Source organism: Rhodoglobus sp. G.S.4 (genome assembly GCF_056619605.1).
Map to the genome: position 1 here is coordinate 1,857,132 of NZ_CM152748.1, position 19,750 is coordinate 1,876,881.

Genomic DNA, 19,750 nt, shown 5'->3' on the forward strand with positions numbered 1-19,750 from the left:
CCGCGGCCTCGGCTACTGAACGAGCTCGTGAACTGCGGGGTGACGTCGCCCGCCGTAAATCCTTCGTTGCCGACAGATACGCGGCCAACAATCTCGTCGGCGGCCCATCATCCCTCGCACGATCCATCTGCCGAGCTAAGTCACGCAACAGCTCAGCCAGAGGCGCATCAATGCCCGACTCGTCTAAGTTCGCCGCACGAATCGCACGGTTCACCGCCATTAGGTGTTTGCGACCAGCCAACGAAATCACCTCCGCGATACAGCACTCAAAGTCGCTCACGGCGGCGAGCTTCTATCCAATGTCCCCCGGAAATTCACGGCAGGCAGTCTCAGCCCGCGAAATCGAATACCGCTGTCCCCCAAAATAAATGAGCGCCGGTCAAACCAGAAAGCGTGGGGAAAATGACAAAAAAACGCGGGGGGAGAGGAACAGCCAGTGAGGGAGGTGTCCCGTGGCTCGGCCGATGCTGGATTTTTCAGCTGCTCGACCGAGGCGTAGAAGTAGACGCGGTATATAGAGGGCGAGGTTGCGCCACACGGCGTTTACACGAGTAAATGGCATTGAAAGCTGTCGAGCACCAAGCGACAAGCTTGAGCGTAGTTGGTGCGGTGGTCACCCTACTTGCTCTAAGTTGTTGGTCATGACCAACGACCCGCTGCCCCGAATCGTCACATCCGTTCTCGTCGAAGAACTAGCCGACAGCGTCATCATCACGTGGGGTCTAGGCGACCCGGTACCGGGAGCTTTCGAGTACTTCGGGTATGAGGTCTACTACTACGGGCCCGATGGCAACGGCGGCAAACGATTCGGCGTTCGGTTCCACACTGAGACCACCGCACACGTCTGGGACAACGCCAGTGTTACCCAAGCCAACTACACCGCCGACGCCGTCGCGATTGCGGGATCATCGATTGTGGTCACATACCGCGACGCTGGGCTTGGCCTAGAACAGATCGGTGCTATCAATGCCTTCAGCCACGTCAACGGTGTGGACAATCAGACTGAACTTCCAGTGACCCTGCTTCGCTAGCGCGTCACTCTATCGGTCAGGACCATTGACGGCTGAGAAGCCCTAAAGGTGGGTGAGGATCTCCGTTGCCGCGTTCCCTGTTGCACCCGGCTGCGCTCGCACGCCAGTTAGTCGCATCATGTTGCATCTCAGGATGCGTGGACACAGGATAGACGTGGTCTAGCTGGAACCTGTCGTCGTTCTTATAGTCGTCATGAGGTGCCTCATAGTCAATGTGGCGCATGCCACACAACCAGCAGCACGCGTTCTCTGCCGCACAGCGATCTCGGAAGCTGTCGCGACCCTTCACGAATGCTCGCGTGGTTTTTCGTTCGCCAGCCATCGGATCCTCCAAGAACGTGAGTGCCTACTCCCCGACATTTATCCGCCAGGGGCCGCCAACGAAAAGTGGTTAGTGTGGCGGTATGAAATCACGAGATGAGCGGAAAGCAGAGTTTCAACGACGTGAGGCTATCCGAAAGGAAAAGTACCGTCTGAGCGAAATATTGCGCAAAGAGAAGAACGCCGAAAATACGGCGACGATCCGTGCGCAACGTGCAGCATTGTCTGCTGACCTTGCCCAAAAACTGCAAGCCCATGCAGCACAGCGTGACCTGAAAGATGCTGAGCGTGTTTCTGGCCCGTCCATGCTGGCTGAGGTGGGTGCTCTCAACCCGACTGCTGCGCCGTTCGTTGTTGTGGATGCAGTAAAACGTATGCGGGCTAAGAAGCGATTGAAGAAGCGTGGGCTGCTTTAGCTAGTCGTCATCCAGCAAGATCAACCCTGCTCTGGATCCTCCTGATTCTGAGCAATGATGCGGTCTGCCGCTTCTTGCGCAGCTCTGCTCATACGGGCACGGATTGAGTTGGTGGAGTAGATCTCGCCGTTGGGTCCGATGTAGTCCGCCATGATGCCTCCCGCGAATGCTGACGGCGAAATTCAAGGGTTCCCGCTCGTCGCCGCGTTTGACAATCACCTAGAGGTGTCACCTTGGCATCCACACGACGAACGCCAAGTGGTCGGCTCGTGTTGTGCAGGAACAGGTGTTCAGTTGAGGCTCGACGCGAGCGGGAAGATAGTGAGATCGATGATGCTCGATCTGGTCACTGCCGATAGCCAGCAGGTGACGATGCGTTAAATGACAGACACCCTGATTCCTCAGGGTGTCACTTGTCGCGTAGCGCTAGCGTAGCATTTTCGATTACATGCCTGAGATCATGCGGAAGTTTTCTTGTAGCGTGTCGCGCGCGAGTTGACTGAGCGCTGTCGATACACCGCAAGCACCTGATCCCGCCGCAATAGCTTTCCCGGCCACAACTTCAGCCCAGCACGAACGTAACGAAGAATCGTTGCTCGACTCACCTCTAGATGATCTGCAGCGATGTCGATTGACCACCAAATATCGGTCTTATCCTCCAAGTCCCGAAACGGCACCTTCTGCCTTGCAGGTGCGCCTTCTTGTCCGCTCGGCAACGAAACCCCTACTTTGCTTCCTCGATATAGCGTTCGATGCCAGCATCGGGCACAGCCCACCCGCAGAACGCGCAGGCCACAGACACTGAATCACTATCGTCAGCAAAGTTCACGATCACAGTGCGTCGGCCACACACCAAACACTCCCGCGACGCGAATGCAGGAACCCTCTCTGCCTGTGGATAGCGACCATACAGCGGCGTAATGAGGTCGCGGACGTCATCGAAATAGTTTCCCGCAGCCTTGAGCTTCGCGATCCGGTCTCCACCAGCAATCAGCCACTGAGTAACATCATTCGTGAGCGCCGCCGCGTCCCCTGCCGTAGCCCACGACGGTAACCCGTCACAGTCCTGATCTCGACGCGACCAACCGAGAGTACTGCCCGGTGGGTTCAGCCCCAGGGCACGCGCATGACTCACCGCGAAGTTCACGAGCTGAGCGTAGAGGTCGTTCGCATCCTCTAGCGCCTGAGCGTTCAACGGCATCTGAGGATCCCGTGTGCCCGATACCTTGTCTCCTCCGCTTCCCCCTGCCGGCATAACAAGGGTGAGTATGTGCCCGATGAGGGTAGGTGCTTGCTCGAGGTGCTTACGCGCCCGCAGCTGCTTCATGCGAGGAGTCAACTCCGTGGTGTCTACGCTCATCGTTCAGTTCCCTTCTTAGCAGCGTTGGCTGCCGCGAGCGCCGTGTCCTTTGTTGTTTCGTTTGTTGGTGTGAGTGCGTCTCGTATTTTGTTTGCTTCGACCAGTGGTCGGGAGTAGTCCTCGACGGTGTACCCGTTGTGTCGTGTGCGGAGGAATACGGGCGTTTGGAGTACCTTCTCGATAGCTGCGAGTTGAGCCTCCACAGCGGCGAGCGGCGCCGAGAGGGTGTCTGCGTCCTCGTGTGCCAGACGGTCAGCATCACGCATCCCGAAGTTGTAGGTGCGGCAGTTGTCGATACGGGCACGGATGCCGGCACGCTCTTCGCTAGTCAGCATCGTGGACTCCTCCTTCGATGTCCGCAGCGCGGATTGCACCAACCGCCGCCAAGAACTCATTCAACCCAGGATTCATTCGCCCATTCCGATCATCTCGTTACCCAGTCCTTGACGGCGAGCTACACGCACTGCAGCGAGCTGCCGATTATCGATAGAGTGCCCACCATGGAAATCGCTGCACTGATTGTCACGTTTGGTGGCGTTGTTATCGCAGGCGTAGCGGCTGTTGCCGCTATCGTTCAAGCGAAATCTGCCCGAGCCTCGCAAATCGCCGCAGAGACCGCGCGCGACGAATCGCGAGACGCGCGCGACGCAGCCGAAACTCTCACTAAACAAGCCAACGCTGCTTTCATCCGACAAGCCGAAGCTCAAGAACGAGCGAACGCCATCGAGGAAGCGAAGATCCCACCACGACATGTGAAATGGCAAGTCGTTCGGCATCGCGGTGATCTCTGGCGACTCGTCAACGTTGGAACAATCGCAGCGCTCGATGTAGTCATGGAACCACTCGAGAGAATGCACGTCACCAGCGATAGCTTCAGTGCACGCCTGGACGTGAACGAGTACGTCATCTTTAGCGCGATCATGGGCTTCGGAGGCCCCGCACCACGTGCGAACGTCACATGGCGCGACGAAGACACGAACGCGTCTCGCGAGAAAACGATCCGCATGGTGTGACTTGCGCTCCACCAGCACCGCTCTCATCGATCCACCCCGTTCGAGTTTGCTTCAGTCAGCACACGCCACGCCGAATATGCCTCGTTGTACTGAGCACCCTGAACAACAACAAACTTCCTCCCACAGTCATCACACGTCCACACCGTGCCCGCAGGAAAGCCATCAGCCAAAGGACGACCCGAGCAACGATGAGCAGGCGGCGGAGGCGGAGTAATCGTGCCGCTCATAACCGCTCCCACCGATACCAATTGATGAAATCAGCAGCCAAAACACCAATCTCATCCATCGCCCACGGAGAGCCCACATAACCAGTGTCTAAACTCCGATACTCCGTCAACGCCGACCGGAAATCAGACTCACCAATGTTGTTCGCCGCCATGAACATGTGCGGATCAGTCGCCGGATCCGCAGACTCCTGCAACCCATCGAACGCCGAAGCACCCGGCCTCCCCCACTGGCTGTCACTCATGACTCGCACCTTCCGCCGCGGACGCCGGCCCACCCAAACGACCTCGCCCCTGCACCACATTCAAAACCTGAACCGTCCGACACGGAAACCGCTGCCCGCACTCCACACAATCACCGAACAACTCCATCTGATGAATACCCCGCAACTCACCATCAGCAGTAGTCGACCGAGCCAACTCACGAGAAGCCTGCGCATACAACGCCGCAACCTCCCGCTCCAAACGGATGCACTCCTCAATAGCCACCGCAAGCATCTCCGCAGCATCATTGACACCCATCAGCTTTCCCTTCTCGCCTTTATGCGCGGATATTCTTCTGATTCCGTCTCTGACATGGACTGAAAATGCTCGTGCAATTTCCACAGGATCGACACGTCAAACTCATCCCACCCGTGGCGTTTGGCGACTTCATCAATTGAGTCTTTGTCCCATCCGAGAACGATCCCGTACAGCCATGCGTCCACCTTGGTTGCGGCCCAGTCGCGGCTATTGAAAGCCATGGCGTTCTTGAGCGCCCGGACTGAGTTGGTTGTCGTGCGGTACGTCTCACTCATGCGCTCTCTCCTGTCTCGTGCGGTACGGGAAGCCATGAGCCGGCAGGGGTTCGCTTGACAACGTGTGATCCGGTCAGTAGCGTTTCCTGCGCCTCAGATGCGGTATCGAAACCTTCTTCCACCGTGTAGAACCCATGCAATTCGGTCGCATCCACCCCGTACTCCCATTCAGGCTCTACCGGGACAGGGAGACGGACTAGCCGCGTGCGCATAGCACTGCGGTACTCGGCATACTCGGCTTTGAGGTCTTCGTACGCAACGTGAAGTGAAACTGGTTCGTTGTCGTCGTCGGCGGCTATCTGCTGGGCGGTGAGGGGAAAGTCAGCAGTGATCCGTTCCAGAAAGTCAGCCGCAGAGCCACAATCTTCGATGCTCGGCCAGTGACCCATTGCATTGGCTGGACTGCCCCTGAGTGCCAATATCAGGTTAGCGATGGTTTCCCGTTCGTTCTCGCTCGGTACGGTCACACGCTCCAAAGCATCCGCGAACACTTCATCAACGATTTCTTGCGCTTCGTTCACGCTGATATGTTCGCCGGGGTGTCCGGGCTGACCCTCGCCACGTAACTGAACTTTTAGCTCCGCGATCAGTTCGGTTATAGATACATCAGACATCAAGCAACCTCTTTCTTTTCTGGGGAATGGCACCGGCACGCGTCGCGATGCCACACCGGAATCTGGTCACGCACAGTCGAATGCCCAAACTGAGTCCAACAACAACTTCGCTTGCACTGCCCAACAGAGACATCAGACCTTCTGCCATTCCCATGCACCCGACCGGTGCCATTGAAGATCGCCATGGCTAGAAAGGGGTCTCGTCTGAATAATCACCAGCAGGCGGCGCCCACGGCTCCTGCCCACTCGTCGACGGTGCCGACTGAGGCTCAGACTGCTGCTGCGTCCGCGAACCATCCCTAGGCGCACGCACCACCTGCGCAGTCGCATACCGCAAGCTCGGACCAATCTCATCCACCTCGAGCTCCAAACTCGTACGCTTCTCCCCCTCAGCTGTCTCATACGACCGCTGACGAAGTCGACCCTGCGCAACAACACGCGTTCCCTTGGTCAGTGAGCTCGCAACATGCTCCGCGAACTCACGCCAGCACGACGCACGCAAGAACAACGCCTCGCCGTCCTTCCACTCATTCGACGCACGATCAAAGTTCCTCGGAGTACTGGCAATGGTGAAGTTCGCTACCGCCAAACCACCCTGCGTGTATCGAAGTTCTGGATCGCTGGTCAGGTTCCCAATCACGCAAACAACTGTCTCGCCGGCCATTAGTTGCTCTCTTCTGTGTTGTGACCGAAGTCAGGATGCTGGCCAGCCATATGGGCAGCCACGTTCTGGAAGGTGCGATTGCAGCACGGACACACGCCTGCAGCGATCCGGTTCTTGATGCGCGTCTTTGCCGCCTTGTGTGAGCGCAGCGAGTATTCCGTCGCCTGCAACTGGTCACGCGTCGCGGTCAGCCGGGTCTCTGACCATCCGCGAAGCTTCTTCTCCCGAGCGAGTTGCTCGGCCAGCTTTTCGGCCTCTGATTTGCCTTCATAGCTGAGACTGTGACCTTGAGGGCAGTAGAACGTCTTGTGATCATTACGGCGCTGCTGGACAAACTCAGGTGTCATCCCGCAATCCATATGGCAGTGGGCGCACTCGACAATCGTGAGTGTTCCTGTGTACTGATGCGTCAATGTCGAACTCATCGCTGATTCTCCTTGATCGATTCCGCGAGCGCCGCGGGTTTTGTGGTGTTGCTTGTTAGTGGAACTGCGAGGGTGATGCCGGCACGGAGAAGCCATGCGCGAGCCGCTTCGCCATGCACGACATCGTTGGACATCTCGGTAGCCCAGTCGCGGTAATCGTCGGGACTGATGCCGTCATCGCCATAGGGCGCCCACTCGAAAACGAGATCCGTCACGGCCTTACACGGCAGGCACGACACCCAGTCATAAACCCGACCATCGAACAGATACGTCGACCGGTCATAACGATCACCAGCATGAACAGCCATACCCCCACAGCAGCTGCACCGATGAGGCTTACGAGCCACCGGCGTCAAACGCTTCAACAACTCAGGCATCAGACACCTCCGCGAGCGCTGCGTCCCACACGGCCGACACGATGTCCGCCACTACCTCAGCATCAACCTGCGGGAACTTTTCCCACGCCCGGTTCATCACTTGCGCCTTGCCCGGAACAGCAACTACCTCTTCGGCATAGTGCCACTCGAAACCTTCCTCGCCGCAAGCCGTCACCTCGATAGGCGCCGTTCTGAGAACTGTCGGTTCGCCCGTATACCCCTCGATCGAAGCCGTGATATCCCAGTTGAACCACTCCGAAATACTGCAAGGGACAACCACGAGGTTGTGCTCGTCATGGCCTGCGCCCATCATGCGGTCGCATTGTGGCTCTTCACACCAACGCCGACAGTCAGCAGCATCTGGCTCTGTGCACGTGACTGAATGGCTCTCGCCAAACTTCTTATCGATCTTGATTTCGAGTATGTGACTCATGCGCTTTGCTCCGATGCTGAAACATTCGATTTACGGGGTGGCCAATTCGCTGCGTGAGTGCAATCGGCACAGCACGGATTCGACCTACTGCAGGAAGCCAAGGACGCATCACAAGCAGGGCAGTCATCTAGGCCGTCGGTGTTTGAATCGTGCGGGTCGTGGTTGGCTTCTGGCTCACCGCAATAGGTCTCGTCCGTGCCGTTTGCCCTGTACGTGCATTCGTCGTCGTCAGGATGCCCAGCGACTCCAATGAACAAATGACCAAGCGGGAGATACCCGCCGTTGTGACGCCTTGCCCTATCCAGCAAGTCAGCATCAATCGGGTTCTTTGCTGCGATCGCCAGCAACCGCGCATCAGCAGCCTGTGAATCATGCGGTCCCATGCGGGTAGGTACTTCACCCTTGAATCGACCCGGAACCCACCCGAACAAATGACAATCGGGACAACGCTTATTTACCCATCCACGACTGAGGCGAGAGCCTGCCGCTGCTGCCGCGTCTCCGTAGCCAACAGGCAGGGGCCAGTCGTGCAAGGCATTTGGGCAGCCCTCACGTGAACCGGGGCGGTCGTCGCCACCGCAGATATAAACCGCATTCTTTCTGCTAGCCACGGTCGGCCTCCCCTGAATCGTGCAATTCCATACCCTCAAGCTCAGGATGGGCAGAAGCCACTGAAAGCAGCACGCCCTCCTCATAACCAACGTCAACGGGGATGCTAACCACTACTCCCGTACCGTCATCCATGCGCACCGCATCTTCCCAGCCGATAGCAGATACCCACTCAACAGCCCAACAATCGCTATCGACTAGGACTAGGTCAGGGTCACCTACCGACCACGTTTCACGATCGTCTGTTGGTCGCTTGCGGCAGTCAGCCCCCGGAACCGCCGAGCAAACCAACTTGAGACTCACCTCACCCGACTCCTCGATGATCTGTAGTTTGTGAACGCTCATGCGCTTTGCCCCGTCCCGGACTCCCGCAACCTACGCTCGATCGCTTCAGCCCACGCCACCGCAACCGCAGCGACCTGAGTCAGCTCCTGCACCAACTTCGCCGGATCATCCTCAGCCATCGCCTCGAACACTTCCTCAAGCAAGATGTCCGCCCAAGTACCTGGTCGATCCGCCAACATCTTGAATCGCCAATCAGTGCGACCACACATCACATCCCGAATGAAGTGAGCCTCATCGTCATCAGCGAACCCAGTAGCCGTCGACGCATACAAAGGCATCGTCTCCGGCCCCGTACCATCCGGATGATTCTGCTCACCCCACCGCGCATCCTGACGAGCACGCTCCTGCGCAACCTCCATCAACGCCTCGAACACCGTCTGCGGAGCCGTGATCAACCACTGCTCAACTGCACCGTTAGTCATGCGAGCTCACCGCCAATGACCGCGCTGAGCTGCGCAGCATTCGTCGGAAGGTAATACAGATCCCCAACAAGGTGAGTGTTGTGCAAAGGCAACGCCAAACGCTCACACCGCCGGCTATCGTCACCCACCGGCCCGATGCAGACCGTGCACCGATCCTCATCGTTCTCGGCGAGAAGATTCCCCTGGACATCTCGAACTGCGTACTCGGCAACTGGCGGCTCAAGGCCCTCAAGCTCGATACGCAACAACCGCACCCAACCATCAACCGCAACATCCGCCACAGCCCAATGCGGCCAGTGGTCACCAGCGACAAACGCAGGATCAACCCACACCGTCGACGCCGCAGACGAACGCACAACATCAGGCTCAAGACGCACATCCAACCCAGCCGCCGCGAGCGCCGCGTTCCCGTCTTCAATCAGGAAATGAACGAGCCTGAAGATTGGCGCGACTACGAACAACGCCGTGTCCTCAAACACCCACGCCTGAGGAATCTCGACCACCGCTTTCGCTAACGGCCGCTTCGAATGACCACAAGAACACTCCAACGTGCCCCCAGGCTTCCGCCAAAAATCATGCTCATGAACGTCCACTGCGAGCGCCTTCTTCCATCTGCTTGTTTCGAACATTGATCGTGAGATTCACCTGTTCATCGGTGAACTTGAAATTTGGGCCACGCTTCTTCTTCACCGGCAACGGTGCGATGAAAGGGAACCGGAAAGTGGCCAAATTGTGGGCCCGTTGCTGCGCAACCAACCACTCAGCAACAGTCATCACACAGCCCCCTCAAGAGCCAAAGTCAGCAACACTGGAGATCCCACACGCATCGCCTCAACCAGGGCGTCAGACACCCGCTGATACTGGACTGCAGCGTGAACCTGAACCGGAACCGCACGGTCACGTTCCCTCCACGTCACCGACAAAGGAACATCACGGAGGAAATCTTCGAAATCACGATCAGACGACGACTCCACAAAGCTCGGGTCATAACTCTTGGCCAGTAGGGAGCTCATGCTGTGGCCTCCGCGAGCACGCCGGCATCGATCTGCTCGAGAACGTAAGCAAGAGCCGACGGCTGATTATCGAAGAACATCAGAGCCTCATCGCGGTAATAACAGATCGCAGGACTCTTCGGATACCTTTTCGCAACCCACAAGAAGTGCTTATGGCCGTTGACAATGAGCAGTTCCGACTTGATCCTCCACTTGGCGCCCATCAGAGCACCTCACCAACGAGGCCGGCTACTGCATATCGGCCGGGTCGAGCTCGTCCGCTAAATCGTCCTGCTCGATCATCCCCCGCATGTAATTGCTGTACCGGAGGCGTGCAGTACCGCACGCGCGGCACGGTTTCGCAGTACCGTCTGGATGTTTCGGACAGAACGGAGACATATCCTCCGGAGCGGGTCGCGAGGTGCTCCCCTCGCCACTCTCGTCGCGCTCGGCGCGCACTCTCTCGTACTCGCCCACACCCTCGCTCTCTCCTCTCCCCTCTACCGCGAGCGGGTCGCGAGCCATTCGCGAGCCATTCGCGAGCGGGTCGCGAGGAGGTTTCGGGACCTTCGACTCCGTCGGCTTGTCCACACGCTGCCACCCCAACCAATCCGCGATCGCGTAATACGTTCGAGAACCCACCGTGTACAGCCGCAGATACTCCGCGTCGGCCAAAAGCACCAAGTGATCCTCGATCGACTCCGACGACACCGCCTCCTCCAACGGCCACAGCGCCGACTTCAACAGGGCTGCGTTGCACGACTCGTTCCCGAAGTCGTCCGCGAACATCATCAACCCCAGAAACGTCATTCGAACCGGCAACGGCAACAGAAGGAAGTCCTCCTCCTGAAAGAACTTCGGTCGCACCGACCGGATCCGACTGATAGCCATAACGCTTTATCCCTCTACAAATAGTCCTCACAGCAAAATGGAGCTGCTCGGTCGTGACACGGAAACATTCCGTGAAACCCGAACCCCGCGGCAAATGATGCAACGCATCACCCCACGACTGAAAAGCACGCTCAAACGTGGCATCCATCTCAGCCAGGGCGCCCTGCTCCCACGACGACGGAGTATCGCGCAACAGCGATACAACCCGGCCGCCCATCGCCGTCAACGACCACACACGGCGCATCGAATGAGCCCGCCCCACCTTCAACACCCCCGTCTCCGGCCAATGGATCGCATACAACATCGCAGAATCCGAAATCATGACCGCACCTCCAACTCGTTCGACAGAGCACCAATCAAATACATGAACTCGAGCGCCGTCAGCTCATCAACGGGCACACGCTGATCGCCTTCGAGACGAAACCACCCGTCCGCGTACTCCACAGGAACAAGGCGCGGATCGCGAGAAGAGTTCCTCGAACGCACCAACCCCCGGCCCGTGCAGAAACGGGCAAAACCTGCATCCGACGTCGCCAACGTGTTATGGCCATTGCACATCGACACCAACAGATCAGGAGTATCGAACAAGTGAGAGCCACCCATGCCACGGCCCACCGTGTGCTGCAGCGTGAGAGGGCCCGAACACTTGTCGAAACGGTGATCGACCTGCGTCAGAACACACATGTTCCCGTCGCGGTTATAGACCGTCGCCCGGGTCAACGCCGTAACAGTCACGCTGCACCCTCAACAGTCTCGATGGTGTAGCCGGCAGCAGTGCGCTCAACATCCGAGAGGACGTAACCCCACTTCTCAAGCTGCAACAAATACGGCTTCGTCGACGCCTGATCCCAGCCCTTACGGTCAAACTCATACCCGCCCTCAACATTGCCGAGGTACGCAGCTAGGCCAATGTGCAGGGCTCTAGTCGGCGCCTTCGCTAAGTGCTTCTCGACAGTGCTGCGCTGCGAATACGAATCCGCCGGTTCCTTCAAACCCAGAATCGCCAACGTCATCCGCCACGGACCCGCACCACCCACGTTGCTATCCAACAAACGCGCAATCACCAACGGCTCCCAGCCCTTCGGCAGCGCCTTCCGCTTCACCAGATCCTGCAAGAACTCCATCCGCAACGCAGAAGCTGCAACCCACGACTTCGTGGTCTCGCGTGCAACACGACGAGCAACCTTCTCTGCCTCCACCTCTGCCGGCGTCGTCGCCCTCGACACACCACCGGAATAGCGAGAGAACAACCCCAAAGCTTCCCATCCCTTGATCGCGTACCCGATCTTGGGCACCCGGTTCTGGCCCTCCCACGTGAACGACACGAACGCACAAAGACCATCACCCGCGAGCGTCACGAGCTCCTCGTGCAGCAAGTCGGACACCTTCTTCGTTAGCTTCTCGTCCGTGTATAGGAAAGACACACTCTGAGGATCCGACTGGTTGTAATCCGGTTCCTGGATTACGGTCAGTCCGTTCTCTTCAAGAGCAGTGACCAACGGTGCCGCCTCAGCAGCATCGTGGAACTCCTGCGCGCGAGCACGAACATCCCACTGGCGACCATTCGCGATCAGCTCAAGCAACGACTTCTGCTGCTCAGGCTTATCCTCGAACTCAGCAACCGTCAGAGCCATATCGAATCTGACCTTCTCCGATGCGAACAGTTCCTTCGCGGCCGCCGACTTGCCCACCACAACGGACTGCTGAACGAACTCGCTATCGACGCCCAACTTCTTTGCGATCGCCGGAACCTTCATATCGAACAACGCGAGATCCGTAATCGCATCCCGAGTGTCCTTCTCCGACACATCCTCGCGGTGCATATTCACCACGAGCTGCTCAATGATGCGCTCCTGATCATTCTCAAGCGGCGCAGTCACCCACACCGGCACATCCGCAAGCTCCACCTCGACCGCAGCAAGAGTGCGACGCTGCCCATCAACCACCTCGAGGCCCGCCGCAGTGCGATCGACAACGATCGGAACTAGAACCCCGTGCTCCTTGATGGAATCCAGAAACGACGGCAGCAACAAAACATCCTTACGAACGTTCGCGCTCACCAACAGCGTCTTCGGGTCGACCATCTCGATACTCGTACCTACAGTCATTGCTTACTCCTTGTCTCGGATGGCCTAGGCCACAATCAGTTCGTTATCCGCGCCTGCAACAGCGGCAAGTTCAAGTTCCTGGCGGTTGCGCCACACCGTGCGGTCAGCGAGATGTAGCTGCCCCGCGATCCGAGAATCGGACCAGTGCAACGAGTGAAGACGACGTATCGCCGCCTGCCTCTCCCCATGTGAGAGCCGAATGCGCTCACCCGAAATAGCGAGCTCAACAGCGACGTCGTCAATCTCGTCGGAGCGGCCCACATAGCGCGGCTCATGGTCCGTGTCGATGTCGTCCCACGCCAACGGCGACAGCCACCGATACTTCGCTGCCAACGCACGAGCGTTATCTGCCCACGCACCCTCCGGACGCACCGCCCACAACTCAGAAAACGCGGTCACCGCGAGCGCCGCGGTGTTTGCGGATACTCGAGGGTTTTTGCCGAAGACGAGTTTGTGGAAGTTGCCGGGGTGCATGTTGAAGCGGTGCGCGAGTTCTGTTTGGGTGTGGCCCATTGCTATTAGTGCCTGCACGCGGCGGACTGTTCCCGTGCTCGGCAGCAGTGCCGGCTCGATGTCTTCGGGATCTAATGCCAAGATGCGTTCGGCGAATTCGGCTTTGGTTGTGCGTGCACCACGCGTCGCCGGCTCGTGTTGCTTCGCTGCGCCACGGCGCCCATACATGATGTCCATGACAGAACCGCGAGGGACGTCGGACGCATCGGCTACACGTTCCAGACCGAAGCCGGCGTCTCGCAGTTCAATCAAACGATCACGGACTACGGTCGCGTCCGCGCGATCCCCAAGTATTTGATTCTCGCGGCCGTAAGCTCGGAGACGATTGCGACGTCGTTGGCGTTCCATGTGGCGGGCATGAACACAAGGTGCACATCTGCACCCGTGCTCGAGCCAGCATGTGTCAGCGTCGTGGGGATGCTCGGGCGGACACAACTTCTGCTGTTTCGCCTCACGGCTCGACGGTGGCAACTCACCACCAGCACGCCACGCAGCAAGGTAATGCTGCCGGCACAGACCGCGCGCGGTGATCTTCTTTGAACAACCGGCTCCGGAACACTCCCGAGTAGCCATCAGTCGCTCACCCGCTCAGCACCATCACGCTCAACGCACGCAGCGATCAAGTCATAAATACCACCCACACGCCGCAGTGATTCCAGCGCTGCAGTTAGCTCTGCTCGACTCATCACGACGCCACCACTTCCTCGAGCATCGAGAAATCAAGACGTCCGCTCGGCTCGTAATTCATCCACACGGACTCGGCAACACTTCGAGTGATCGCGTTATCTGACCGCGCGCCAATATCCACCCTGTTCCAATCGGAATAAAGCGCGTCATACAGCTGCGACGGATAACCCGACAACATCACCTTCGCCTGGCACGATTCCAAGGACTCTGCGAGCTCAACGTGCGCATCCTCGCCACCCATCTCGTGGGTGTAACGACCCGCACGACGCGTCGACGCAAGATACGGCGGATCGACGTACAGCAGATTCTCTTCGAACGCGCCGTACTGAGCGATGACATCCAATGCAGGCCGGCACTCCAACGACACCGACCTAATACGATCCATCGTCGGACCTAGCCTTCTCCGATAAGCATCCATGTACGTCTGAAAAGAAGCGTTCGTCCCATTAGGGTCAGCATAAAAACGCCATCCTGTGCGCTTCATCGTCCGCGAGCGCCCTTGTGTGAGTAGTACCCAGACTTGCAGGGCAATAGCGATGTCTTCGCCCCCGTCGAGTTCGGCTGCTTCGCGGAGTGCTTCGCGGGAGTGTGGGGTGAGGTCGGCGCGGCGGATGAGTTCTTCACCTTGGTCGCGGAGCACGCGCCAGAAGGTGAGGAGGTGGTGGTCTAGGTCGTTAACGACTTCGATCTTCGCGGGCGTCTTCGCTAGGAGCACTGAGAGGGAGCCTGCGAAAGGTTCGATGTAGCCGCGATGTTCCGGCATTAGCGCTACGAGCTGCTCGGCGATGTTGGTTTTCGCGCCAAAGTATTGGATAGGTGGCTTCACGTGATCCCTCACAACGTCAGCAGTTCAACCGGCACGAACACCGGAACGGACACGTAGACCAGTCGCCAAATCACGACCACCAAAACAAGAGCAGCCACGATCAACAACGGCAGAACACAACCCGGGCGCCTCACGAGACACCACCGCGACGCTCGAAACGATCAGCCTCAACATCCATGTCATGGATACCGAAACGACACACCTCCGCGAACTCAGCACGCGACAAATCAGGAGCAGAAAGATCAGTCACCAGGTCACCCCCGCAGTCACCAGTGCGAACCCCGCAGAGACAATCACGTTCAACCCCAGCAACACCGTGCCAACCAACAACACCACCGCCAAGCGGTAATAACCCCGCGGCGCCGGCACAAACTCGCCATGCTCACACGTATACATACGGCGACTCACGACCGCACCCCACGCTCAGCACGAGCCCGACGAACCGACTCTCTACGAAGCCCCACCCACGCCGCAAACGACGGAACACCAACGATCAGCACAAACACCACAACACCAGGCGCAGCAATCTCCATCGGGCTCATGCGGACACCGTTTCAGGGCCGAAGAGTGCTGTCTCTTGGTGGAGTTGCTGGCCGAGCCCGTCGCCGGACTCTGCTTCGTCGTCCTCTTCCAACTCGTCCTCGATGTACTCAGCCCAAGCCGCGCCCCACTCATGTGATGGAGAGGCTGGCTTCACCGCTTCGGTCAAGTCAGCGAGCGGAACGCCATCGTTGCGGTGAAGGCGGTACACCGCATCCACAAACTCGGTCAATGCAGATTCGAGCGCGTCGTCTGCTTCTCTCATGACTGCTGATCTGAGCGCGTCCGCACGGGACGGGTTCTCCACCCGGTACGAATGTCCGCGAGCTGTGACGCCCGTCGTTTCGCCGGTTGGTGTCATGCTCTCAGCCGAGTGTGCAGACATCTGCTCTTTGGTATCGGCTACGAATCCGCACCCCTCGGTGAGGCACCGCGCGTAAGGAACGCCATCCTTCGGGTCGAAACGCGTGATATTCATGCATTCACCGCTTTCAACGAACCCACATGCAACCGCAAACGCAACCGCTCCAAACCCTTCACCGTCACCCGAACCTGCGGCGGATCAACAACACGCTCACCAGTGCCCGGATGATAATGAAACGACGGCTTCTCCGTCAGATAGCCCTTCTCCACACGCTCCGCATACGCGCGCCATGCCCTATCACTGCCCCGGAACGTCCACTTGAGCTCGCCCAGCTGAGCGAACAAACGAGTGGGCCCCGTCGGGATGCCTGCGCGCGCTAGGATCTTCGCCGCATCACCCACCGAATAATCGCCCTCTGCAGACACGATCGCATCCCACGCATCCGCCTTCGGCTCCAACTCCTTCACCTTTGCCAACGCGTTCTGCGCGGCAGCCAGAATAAGAGTGATGCCATCGATGCTCGTGGGATCGAGGTCAGCGGCCGGCACCATCTCCTGCCTACGCACCTGGACTGCAAAATACTGCTGCGCCGCCGCGATCTCCGGCTTACGCGCATCCGCGTTCTGAAACAGGATGTAGCAGCCATAGCGGGTCAACTCGACATCTTCGATCTGACGATTGGCGCCGGAACCGAGGCGAACCATTTTGGCCCCTCCGACAAAATGGTCAGAAGCGTCCAAACCTGACGCATTCACCGACGCAATAGCACGATCGATAGCCGCACTGAACTTCCGCCACTCGGAGTAACCCGCGAGCTCCATCAAGTCACGCGCCGACCACACCTCACCATCAGTAAGAGTGACAACCTTCAAATCATCTAGTCGAGTGCGGTACTCACCCGCTACACTTAGCTCTGACATCGGAACTCAACTTCCTGTGTTGAAAAGGCCCCGTCTACAGCGGGGTCTTTCGCTTTCTCTGGAACAAATCTGGGGATCAGGCGGCGACGAAAGTCGATCCCATCAACAAGCCGCCGCCTGACTATTCAGTTGTGTGCCCGTTCCTCTTGCACCGATGGGCTTCGGCGACCACGACCTGGCAGAAGGGAACCACCCGCCAAACCGCGCAAGCCCTCTAAATAGGTGAAGCCGGGCGGGTACTCCGCAGTGTTTGAGAACATGCCGCCGCACGCTCCCCGCCCGGTGCGGCCAGCTTCGGGGGAAGCCCGACGGCCGACAATCCCCCGGAAACAGCACCAACTCGGGTCAGCACTGCGGGAGAAGAATTAGAGAGGGTCACTGAGAGTCAGCTCCCTCAGCACGCCCGATGTGACGTGCTTGCCAAACGTTTGAGATCCAGATGATCGCAAGGAACGGTGTCAGAATCGCAACCGCAGTGAAACCTGCCACCGACGCACCCACAGCGATCAGGAGTAACCCAAGAGTGCAAAAGGCTACATTCGCCCACACGAGCCTCACGCGGAATCACCACCCGAAGGTGCCACCGACGTACCCAAAGGAGAACGCACGTCGGTGGCGTCTCCTACAGTGCTCTTATCGGCATCAGATGTAAGCGCATCTGAGCCAGCAACTGAAGGAGAAGAATTATGGCTGTTATCAACATCAGCGGAGCCCAGATCGACTGCACCGACGAAACTGCAACCGCACTTATCGCGCGCTTGCGAACGCTCAAGCCCGGCGAGGTCGTCGTCTGGGAGAATGACCCCGTTAACCCCAGCATCTATGCTCGGATCCCGTTTGAGGCTGGCGTCTCTATTGCTTTGGACACTGCCGATCCTCTGAAACGCGACAATCTGTAACGCCAATTCTTTGATGGTGGCGTCAGACAGTTTCATGATGATCACGCTGCATCACCACCGCGAGCGCCGACTTCGACGGGAGTGGAAGGAGTACTGCGAGCGCTCTCTCCGCGGAGTAGTGCTTCGACGTCGGATCGTTTGTATCGGCGAGCGCCAATGCCGCCGATTTTCACGGATGGGAGGATGCCTTCCGCTACCCAGCGTTCGAGTGTGCGACGGCTGATCTTCGCAAGCTCAAGAACTTCGGAGCTGATCAGAGAATCATCTGAAACAACTTCATGTGATTTTGACATGTCGTGAACGTAGCATGGTTTTGGCCATGATGTGTCAATTTATGCATATTGCTGGCGTGGTGACATGCAATGGCATATAGTGGCAGTTATGACAATGACAACAACCACGCAGGCCGCGGAGGTAAACAACCGCCTCGGACGCCGCGTGCGGAACCTCATGTTTGGCAAGATCACTCAGCTGGATCTCGCAGCAAGAATCGGAACCGATCAGTCGGGAATGTCGCGGCGCATCCACGGTAAAACCGAATTCAGCCCGTATGAGCTAGTAATCACGGCTCGCCTGCTCGACACGACAGTCGATGCATTGCTATCAGAAGAGCGCACTTCAGATTAGAAGGCTCCTGCTCTATCCCCTGAGCTACGAGGGCGGGGTATACGGCTTAAACGATAGCGTGTCGGCGATAGCGTGTCGGCGCGCTACATCGCTTTCGCGAGCGCAACCAGCATCTGATTCACCGTCGGTGCGCCCTGCGCCCGAAAAACTTCGTCACCGTTGGCGGCAACAATGACGATCGTCGGCGTTGAGACAATACCTGCGCGCTCCGCCTCGTCAGGGTGGCGGGCGACATCCAACTCTGCGTAATCGACCTTCGTCACGAGCTTCGACACCTGATCAAGGGTGTTGCGGGCCGTTGTGCACGGGTCGCAGAAAGCCGACGAAAAGAAGAGAACTGTCGGCCGTGTTTCTTCGGCGTCGGGCTTAGAGGTCGTTTCGTTCGTCAAGGTCTTCCAAGGGGTCGCTGTCTGCTTTATCCCACGTGTAGGTAACGTGAACTTGTTCGCCGACCTGTTTGGCAACAGGGGCGTCATAACGCAGCTGAGTTTCTGACCCTTCAGCGTCTGCCGCAATCAGGGTCACATAATCATCCCACCCTGCTTCGGTTGCAATGCGCTTGTCGTTCTGGCCGTCGTAGGGGCCGCCGACGTAGAACACGATGTACTCGTCGCCGTGCGCGAGCGTGGGAGTTGATTCGGTCATGCCCCAGTTTTACCAGACAAGCTTGAACGAACGCTGGCGACACCGCATCAACGGTAGAATCGGCCCATGGCATCACAAGCTGAATATCTGGTCTGGATCGACTGCGAAATGACGGGACTGGATGTCGCAATCGACGAACTAGTCGAAGTTGCGGTGGTCATTACCGATTACGATCTCGTTCCCGTCGATGAGGGAATGACAATCGTCATCAAACCTAGTGCGGCAGCTCTCGCCAATATGGGTGAATTTGTCACGCAAATGCACACCTCTAGCGGCCTTATCGATGAAATGCCTCATGGCGTTTCGCTTGCGGACGCGGAATTCGCCGTTAACGAATACATCGTGCGCTACGTTCCCAATCCTCGCTCGGCGCCGCTCGCCGGCAACACCATCGGCACCGACCGCACTTTCTTGGCCAAGTACATGCCGCGCGTCGATTCGCACTTGCACTACCGCAGCATCGATGTCTCATCGATCAAGGAACTCTCACGCCGCTGGTTTCCTCGCGTGTACTTCAACGCTCCGGCGAAAGATGGCGGACATCGCGCCCTGGCAGACATCCTCGAGTCGATTCGCGAGCTCGAGTACTACCGCAAAGCAGTCTTTGTTGGAGAGCCGGGCCCCACTACAGATCAGGTCAAGATAATTTCTGCTGACGTAGTGGACGGATTTGCCTCGCGACTGTAA

Annotated in this window: 34 protein-coding genes; 7 read left to right on the plus strand and 27 right to left on the minus strand. The window is 58.1% G+C overall.

Annotated elements, in window-relative coordinates:
* Nucleotides 1–641: 641 nt before the first annotated feature.
* Both AC061P_RS09020 and AC061P_RS09025 read left to right on the plus strand, forming a co-directional pair.
* Nucleotides 642–1,031 (plus strand): hypothetical protein, encoded by a 390-nt coding sequence (locus tag AC061P_RS09020; RefSeq protein ID WP_480390998.1) that lies wholly within the window; start codon nucleotides 642–644, stop codon nucleotides 1,029–1,031.
* 404 nt (nucleotides 1,032–1,435) lie between these two features.
* Nucleotides 1,436–1,768: a hypothetical protein gene (locus AC061P_RS09025; RefSeq protein WP_480390999.1), complete on the plus strand. Its 333-nt coding sequence runs from the start codon at nucleotides 1,436–1,438 to the stop codon at nucleotides 1,766–1,768.
* Nucleotides 1,769–1,788: 20 nt separating this feature from the next.
* On the opposite strand, the gene AC061P_RS09030 is transcribed toward AC061P_RS09025, so the two are convergent.
* Nucleotides 1,789–1,920: a hypothetical protein gene (locus AC061P_RS09030; protein ID WP_480391000.1), complete on the minus strand. Its 132-nt coding sequence runs from the start codon at nucleotides 1,918–1,920 to the stop codon at nucleotides 1,789–1,791.
* Here AC061P_RS09030 and AC061P_RS09035 point away from each other — a divergent pair.
* The gene (locus AC061P_RS09035) at nucleotides 1,919–2,149 is read left to right on the plus strand and encodes a hypothetical protein (RefSeq protein WP_480391001.1); all 231 of its coding nucleotides are present in this window, start codon (nucleotides 1,919–1,921) and stop codon (nucleotides 2,147–2,149) included. The two genes, AC061P_RS09030 and AC061P_RS09035, sit on opposite strands and share 2 nt — an antisense overlap.
* A gap of 343 nt (nucleotides 2,150–2,492) precedes the next feature.
* On the opposite strand, the gene AC061P_RS09040 is transcribed toward AC061P_RS09035, so the two are convergent.
* Nucleotides 2,493–3,128: a hypothetical protein gene (locus tag AC061P_RS09040; protein WP_480391002.1), complete on the minus strand. Its 636-nt coding sequence runs from the start codon at nucleotides 3,126–3,128 to the stop codon at nucleotides 2,493–2,495.
* The gene (locus AC061P_RS09045) at nucleotides 3,125–3,463 is read right to left on the minus strand and encodes a hypothetical protein (protein WP_480391003.1); all 339 of its coding nucleotides are present in this window, start codon (nucleotides 3,461–3,463) and stop codon (nucleotides 3,125–3,127) included. Before AC061P_RS09045 ends, AC061P_RS09040 begins: the two co-directional genes overlap by 4 nt.
* Nucleotides 3,464–3,628: 165 nt before the next feature.
* On the opposite strand from AC061P_RS09045, the gene AC061P_RS09050 reads away from it, so the two are divergent.
* Entirely contained in the window at nucleotides 3,629–4,141 is a 513-nt protein-coding gene (locus tag AC061P_RS09050) for a hypothetical protein (RefSeq protein WP_480391004.1), read from the plus strand.
* A gap of 223 nt (nucleotides 4,142–4,364) precedes the next feature.
* On the opposite strand, the gene AC061P_RS09055 is transcribed toward AC061P_RS09050, so the two are convergent.
* The 21 genes from AC061P_RS09055 to AC061P_RS09155 form a co-directional block, all read right to left on the minus strand.
* Nucleotides 4,365–4,610 (minus strand): hypothetical protein, encoded by a 246-nt coding sequence (locus AC061P_RS09055; RefSeq protein WP_480391005.1) that lies wholly within the window; start codon nucleotides 4,608–4,610, stop codon nucleotides 4,365–4,367.
* 276 nt (nucleotides 4,611–4,886) lie between these two features.
* Nucleotides 4,887–5,162, minus strand: coding sequence for a hypothetical protein (locus tag AC061P_RS09060; RefSeq protein WP_480391006.1), 276 nt, complete (start codon nucleotides 5,160–5,162; stop codon nucleotides 4,887–4,889).
* Nucleotides 5,159–5,776: a hypothetical protein gene (locus AC061P_RS09065; RefSeq protein WP_480391007.1), complete on the minus strand. Its 618-nt coding sequence runs from the start codon at nucleotides 5,774–5,776 to the stop codon at nucleotides 5,159–5,161. The genes AC061P_RS09060 and AC061P_RS09065 overlap by 4 nt, the downstream gene beginning before the upstream one ends.
* A 187-nt stretch (nucleotides 5,777–5,963) precedes the next feature.
* On the minus strand, nucleotides 5,964–6,440 hold the full coding sequence (locus tag AC061P_RS09070; protein ID WP_480391008.1) for a single-stranded DNA-binding protein: 477 nt from the start codon (nucleotides 6,438–6,440) through the stop codon (nucleotides 5,964–5,966).
* Nucleotides 6,440–6,865 carry a hypothetical protein gene (locus AC061P_RS09075; protein ID WP_480391009.1) on the minus strand — a complete coding sequence of 142 codons (426 nt, stop codon included), beginning with the start codon at nucleotides 6,863–6,865 and terminating at the stop codon, nucleotides 6,440–6,442. Before AC061P_RS09075 ends, AC061P_RS09070 begins: the two co-directional genes overlap by 1 nt.
* Nucleotides 6,862–7,173 carry a hypothetical protein gene (locus tag AC061P_RS09080; RefSeq protein WP_480391010.1) on the minus strand — a complete coding sequence of 104 codons (312 nt, stop codon included), beginning with the start codon at nucleotides 7,171–7,173 and terminating at the stop codon, nucleotides 6,862–6,864. Before AC061P_RS09080 ends, AC061P_RS09075 begins: the two co-directional genes overlap by 4 nt.
* 61 nt (nucleotides 7,174–7,234) lie before the next feature.
* Nucleotides 7,235–7,675, minus strand: coding sequence for a hypothetical protein (locus AC061P_RS09085; protein ID WP_480391011.1), 441 nt, complete (start codon nucleotides 7,673–7,675; stop codon nucleotides 7,235–7,237).
* Nucleotides 7,676–8,278: 603 nt separating this feature from the next.
* Nucleotides 8,279–8,629: a hypothetical protein gene (locus AC061P_RS09090; protein WP_480391012.1), complete on the minus strand. Its 351-nt coding sequence runs from the start codon at nucleotides 8,627–8,629 to the stop codon at nucleotides 8,279–8,281.
* Nucleotides 8,626–9,051, minus strand: a complete 426-nt coding sequence (locus tag AC061P_RS09095) for a hypothetical protein (RefSeq protein WP_480391013.1) — start codon at nucleotides 9,049–9,051, stop codon at nucleotides 8,626–8,628. Before AC061P_RS09095 ends, AC061P_RS09090 begins: the two co-directional genes overlap by 4 nt.
* On the minus strand, nucleotides 9,048–9,554 hold the full coding sequence (locus tag AC061P_RS09100) for a hypothetical protein (protein ID WP_480391014.1): 507 nt from the start codon (nucleotides 9,552–9,554) through the stop codon (nucleotides 9,048–9,050). The genes AC061P_RS09095 and AC061P_RS09100 overlap by 4 nt, the downstream gene beginning before the upstream one ends.
* A gap of 76 nt (nucleotides 9,555–9,630) precedes the next feature.
* Entirely contained in the window at nucleotides 9,631–9,825 is a 195-nt protein-coding gene (locus AC061P_RS09105; RefSeq protein ID WP_480391015.1) for a hypothetical protein, read from the minus strand.
* Nucleotides 9,825–10,064 carry a hypothetical protein gene (locus tag AC061P_RS09110; protein ID WP_480391016.1) on the minus strand — a complete coding sequence of 80 codons (240 nt, stop codon included), beginning with the start codon at nucleotides 10,062–10,064 and terminating at the stop codon, nucleotides 9,825–9,827. The genes AC061P_RS09105 and AC061P_RS09110 overlap by 1 nt, the downstream gene beginning before the upstream one ends.
* Nucleotides 10,061–10,267: a hypothetical protein gene (locus AC061P_RS09115; protein ID WP_480391017.1), complete on the minus strand. Its 207-nt coding sequence runs from the start codon at nucleotides 10,265–10,267 to the stop codon at nucleotides 10,061–10,063. Before AC061P_RS09115 ends, AC061P_RS09110 begins: the two co-directional genes overlap by 4 nt.
* Nucleotides 10,268–10,292: 25 nt before the next feature.
* The gene (locus tag AC061P_RS09120) at nucleotides 10,293–10,934 is read right to left on the minus strand and encodes a hypothetical protein (protein WP_480391018.1); all 642 of its coding nucleotides are present in this window, start codon (nucleotides 10,932–10,934) and stop codon (nucleotides 10,293–10,295) included.
* Between the two features lie 318 nt (nucleotides 10,935–11,252).
* Nucleotides 11,253–11,669 (minus strand): hypothetical protein, encoded by a 417-nt coding sequence (locus AC061P_RS09125; protein ID WP_480391019.1) that lies wholly within the window; start codon nucleotides 11,667–11,669, stop codon nucleotides 11,253–11,255.
* The gene (locus AC061P_RS09130; RefSeq protein WP_480391020.1) at nucleotides 11,666–13,042 is read right to left on the minus strand and encodes a ParB/RepB/Spo0J family partition protein; all 1,377 of its coding nucleotides are present in this window, start codon (nucleotides 13,040–13,042) and stop codon (nucleotides 11,666–11,668) included. The genes AC061P_RS09125 and AC061P_RS09130 overlap by 4 nt, the downstream gene beginning before the upstream one ends.
* A 24-nt stretch (nucleotides 13,043–13,066) precedes the next feature.
* On the minus strand, nucleotides 13,067–13,807 hold the full coding sequence (locus AC061P_RS09135) for a hypothetical protein (protein ID WP_480391021.1): 741 nt from the start codon (nucleotides 13,805–13,807) through the stop codon (nucleotides 13,067–13,069).
* Between the two features lie 433 nt (nucleotides 13,808–14,240).
* The gene (locus AC061P_RS09140; protein WP_480391022.1) at nucleotides 14,241–15,068 is read right to left on the minus strand and encodes a DNA adenine methylase; all 828 of its coding nucleotides are present in this window, start codon (nucleotides 15,066–15,068) and stop codon (nucleotides 14,241–14,243) included.
* 404 nt (nucleotides 15,069–15,472) lie between these two features.
* On the minus strand, nucleotides 15,473–15,610 hold the full coding sequence (locus AC061P_RS09145; RefSeq protein WP_480391023.1) for a hypothetical protein: 138 nt from the start codon (nucleotides 15,608–15,610) through the stop codon (nucleotides 15,473–15,475).
* A complete protein-coding gene (locus AC061P_RS09150; RefSeq protein ID WP_480391024.1) occupies nucleotides 15,607–16,086 on the minus strand; it encodes a hypothetical protein in 480 nt (159 codons plus the stop codon). Before AC061P_RS09150 ends, AC061P_RS09145 begins: the two co-directional genes overlap by 4 nt.
* Nucleotides 16,083–16,892 (minus strand): phage antirepressor KilAC domain-containing protein, encoded by an 810-nt coding sequence (locus AC061P_RS09155; protein WP_480391025.1) that lies wholly within the window; start codon nucleotides 16,890–16,892, stop codon nucleotides 16,083–16,085. Before AC061P_RS09155 ends, AC061P_RS09150 begins: the two co-directional genes overlap by 4 nt.
* A gap of 686 nt (nucleotides 16,893–17,578) precedes the next feature.
* Here AC061P_RS09155 and AC061P_RS09160 point away from each other — a divergent pair.
* On the plus strand, nucleotides 17,579–17,791 hold the full coding sequence (locus AC061P_RS09160; protein WP_480391026.1) for a hypothetical protein: 213 nt from the start codon (nucleotides 17,579–17,581) through the stop codon (nucleotides 17,789–17,791).
* 41 nt (nucleotides 17,792–17,832) lie between these two features.
* On the opposite strand, the gene AC061P_RS09165 is transcribed toward AC061P_RS09160, so the two are convergent.
* On the minus strand, nucleotides 17,833–18,084 hold the full coding sequence (locus AC061P_RS09165; protein ID WP_480391027.1) for a helix-turn-helix transcriptional regulator: 252 nt from the start codon (nucleotides 18,082–18,084) through the stop codon (nucleotides 17,833–17,835).
* A gap of 88 nt (nucleotides 18,085–18,172) precedes the next feature.
* Here AC061P_RS09165 and AC061P_RS09170 point away from each other — a divergent pair, with 88 nt between their 5' ends.
* The gene (locus tag AC061P_RS09170; protein ID WP_480391028.1) at nucleotides 18,173–18,418 is read left to right on the plus strand and encodes a helix-turn-helix domain-containing protein; all 246 of its coding nucleotides are present in this window, start codon (nucleotides 18,173–18,175) and stop codon (nucleotides 18,416–18,418) included.
* Nucleotides 18,419–18,501: 83 nt separating this feature from the next.
* Here the strand turns inward: AC061P_RS09170 and AC061P_RS09175 are convergent, their stop codons facing one another.
* On the minus strand, nucleotides 18,502–18,807 hold the full coding sequence (locus tag AC061P_RS09175; protein WP_449647016.1) for a thioredoxin family protein: 306 nt from the start codon (nucleotides 18,805–18,807) through the stop codon (nucleotides 18,502–18,504).
* Nucleotides 18,785–19,063 (minus strand): oligoribonuclease, encoded by a 279-nt coding sequence (locus AC061P_RS09180; RefSeq protein ID WP_449647017.1) that lies wholly within the window; start codon nucleotides 19,061–19,063, stop codon nucleotides 18,785–18,787. Before AC061P_RS09180 ends, AC061P_RS09175 begins: the two co-directional genes overlap by 23 nt.
* Before the next feature lie 66 nt (nucleotides 19,064–19,129).
* Between AC061P_RS09180 and orn the strand changes: the two genes are divergently transcribed.
* Complete coding sequence (gene orn / locus AC061P_RS09185) at nucleotides 19,130–19,750, plus strand: oligoribonuclease (RefSeq protein ID WP_449647018.1); 621 nt, start codon at nucleotides 19,130–19,132, stop codon at nucleotides 19,748–19,750.

Excerpts from the sequence above, each read along its gene's own strand:
- AC061P_RS09020 (WP_480390998.1), top strand. The coding sequence starts at position 642 with ATGACCAACGACCCGCTGCCCCGAATCGTCACATCCGTTCTCGTCGAA.
- AC061P_RS09025 (WP_480390999.1), top strand. The coding sequence starts at position 1,436 with ATGAAATCACGAGATGAGCGGAAAGCAGAGTTTCAACGACGTGAGGCT.
- AC061P_RS09035 (WP_480391001.1), top strand. The coding sequence starts at position 1,919 with ATGATGCCTCCCGCGAATGCTGACGGCGAAATTCAAGGGTTCCCGCTC.
- AC061P_RS09030 (WP_480391000.1), bottom strand. The coding sequence starts at position 1,920 with ATGGCGGACTACATCGGACCCAACGGCGAGATCTACTCCACCAACTCA.
- AC061P_RS09040 (WP_480391002.1), bottom strand. The coding sequence starts at position 3,128 with ATGAGCGTAGACACCACGGAGTTGACTCCTCGCATGAAGCAGCTGCGG.
- AC061P_RS09045 (WP_480391003.1), bottom strand. The coding sequence starts at position 3,463 with ATGCTGACTAGCGAAGAGCGTGCCGGCATCCGTGCCCGTATCGACAAC.
- AC061P_RS09050 (WP_480391004.1), top strand. The coding sequence starts at position 3,629 with ATGGAAATCGCTGCACTGATTGTCACGTTTGGTGGCGTTGTTATCGCA.
- AC061P_RS09055 (WP_480391005.1), bottom strand. The coding sequence starts at position 4,610 with ATGAGTGACAGCCAGTGGGGGAGGCCGGGTGCTTCGGCGTTCGATGGG.
- AC061P_RS09060 (WP_480391006.1), bottom strand. The coding sequence starts at position 5,162 with ATGAGTGAGACGTACCGCACGACAACCAACTCAGTCCGGGCGCTCAAG.
- AC061P_RS09065 (WP_480391007.1), bottom strand. The coding sequence starts at position 5,776 with ATGTCTGATGTATCTATAACCGAACTGATCGCGGAGCTAAAAGTTCAG.
- AC061P_RS09070 (WP_480391008.1), bottom strand. The coding sequence starts at position 6,440 with ATGGCCGGCGAGACAGTTGTTTGCGTGATTGGGAACCTGACCAGCGAT.
- AC061P_RS09075 (WP_480391009.1), bottom strand. The coding sequence starts at position 6,865 with ATGAGTTCGACATTGACGCATCAGTACACAGGAACACTCACGATTGTC.
- AC061P_RS09080 (WP_480391010.1), bottom strand. The coding sequence starts at position 7,173 with ATGGCTGTTCATGCTGGTGATCGTTATGACCGGTCGACGTATCTGTTC.
- AC061P_RS09085 (WP_480391011.1), bottom strand. The coding sequence starts at position 7,675 with ATGAGTCACATACTCGAAATCAAGATCGATAAGAAGTTTGGCGAGAGC.
- AC061P_RS09090 (WP_480391012.1), bottom strand. The coding sequence starts at position 8,629 with ATGAGCGTTCACAAACTACAGATCATCGAGGAGTCGGGTGAGGTGAGT.
- AC061P_RS09095 (WP_480391013.1), bottom strand. The coding sequence starts at position 9,051 with ATGACTAACGGTGCAGTTGAGCAGTGGTTGATCACGGCTCCGCAGACG.
- AC061P_RS09105 (WP_480391015.1), bottom strand. The coding sequence starts at position 9,825 with ATGACTGTTGCTGAGTGGTTGGTTGCGCAGCAACGGGCCCACAATTTG.
- AC061P_RS09110 (WP_480391016.1), bottom strand. The coding sequence starts at position 10,064 with ATGAGCTCCCTACTGGCCAAGAGTTATGACCCGAGCTTTGTGGAGTCG.
- AC061P_RS09115 (WP_480391017.1), bottom strand. The coding sequence starts at position 10,267 with ATGGGCGCCAAGTGGAGGATCAAGTCGGAACTGCTCATTGTCAACGGC.
- AC061P_RS09120 (WP_480391018.1), bottom strand. The coding sequence starts at position 10,934 with ATGGCTATCAGTCGGATCCGGTCGGTGCGACCGAAGTTCTTTCAGGAG.
- AC061P_RS09130 (WP_480391020.1), bottom strand. The coding sequence starts at position 13,042 with ATGACTGTAGGTACGAGTATCGAGATGGTCGACCCGAAGACGCTGTTG.
- AC061P_RS09145 (WP_480391023.1), bottom strand. The coding sequence starts at position 15,610 with ATGAGCCCGATGGAGATTGCTGCGCCTGGTGTTGTGGTGTTTGTGCTG.
- AC061P_RS09150 (WP_480391024.1), bottom strand. The coding sequence starts at position 16,086 with ATGAATATCACGCGTTTCGACCCGAAGGATGGCGTTCCTTACGCGCGG.
- AC061P_RS09155 (WP_480391025.1), bottom strand. The coding sequence starts at position 16,892 with ATGTCAGAGCTAAGTGTAGCGGGTGAGTACCGCACTCGACTAGATGAT.
- AC061P_RS09160 (WP_480391026.1), top strand. The coding sequence starts at position 17,579 with ATGGCTGTTATCAACATCAGCGGAGCCCAGATCGACTGCACCGACGAA.
- AC061P_RS09165 (WP_480391027.1), bottom strand. The coding sequence starts at position 18,084 with ATGTCAAAATCACATGAAGTTGTTTCAGATGATTCTCTGATCAGCTCC.
- AC061P_RS09170 (WP_480391028.1), top strand. The coding sequence starts at position 18,173 with ATGACAATGACAACAACCACGCAGGCCGCGGAGGTAAACAACCGCCTC.
- AC061P_RS09180 (WP_449647017.1), bottom strand. The coding sequence starts at position 19,063 with ATGACCGAATCAACTCCCACGCTCGCGCACGGCGACGAGTACATCGTG.
- orn (WP_449647018.1), top strand. The coding sequence starts at position 19,130 with ATGGCATCACAAGCTGAATATCTGGTCTGGATCGACTGCGAAATGACG.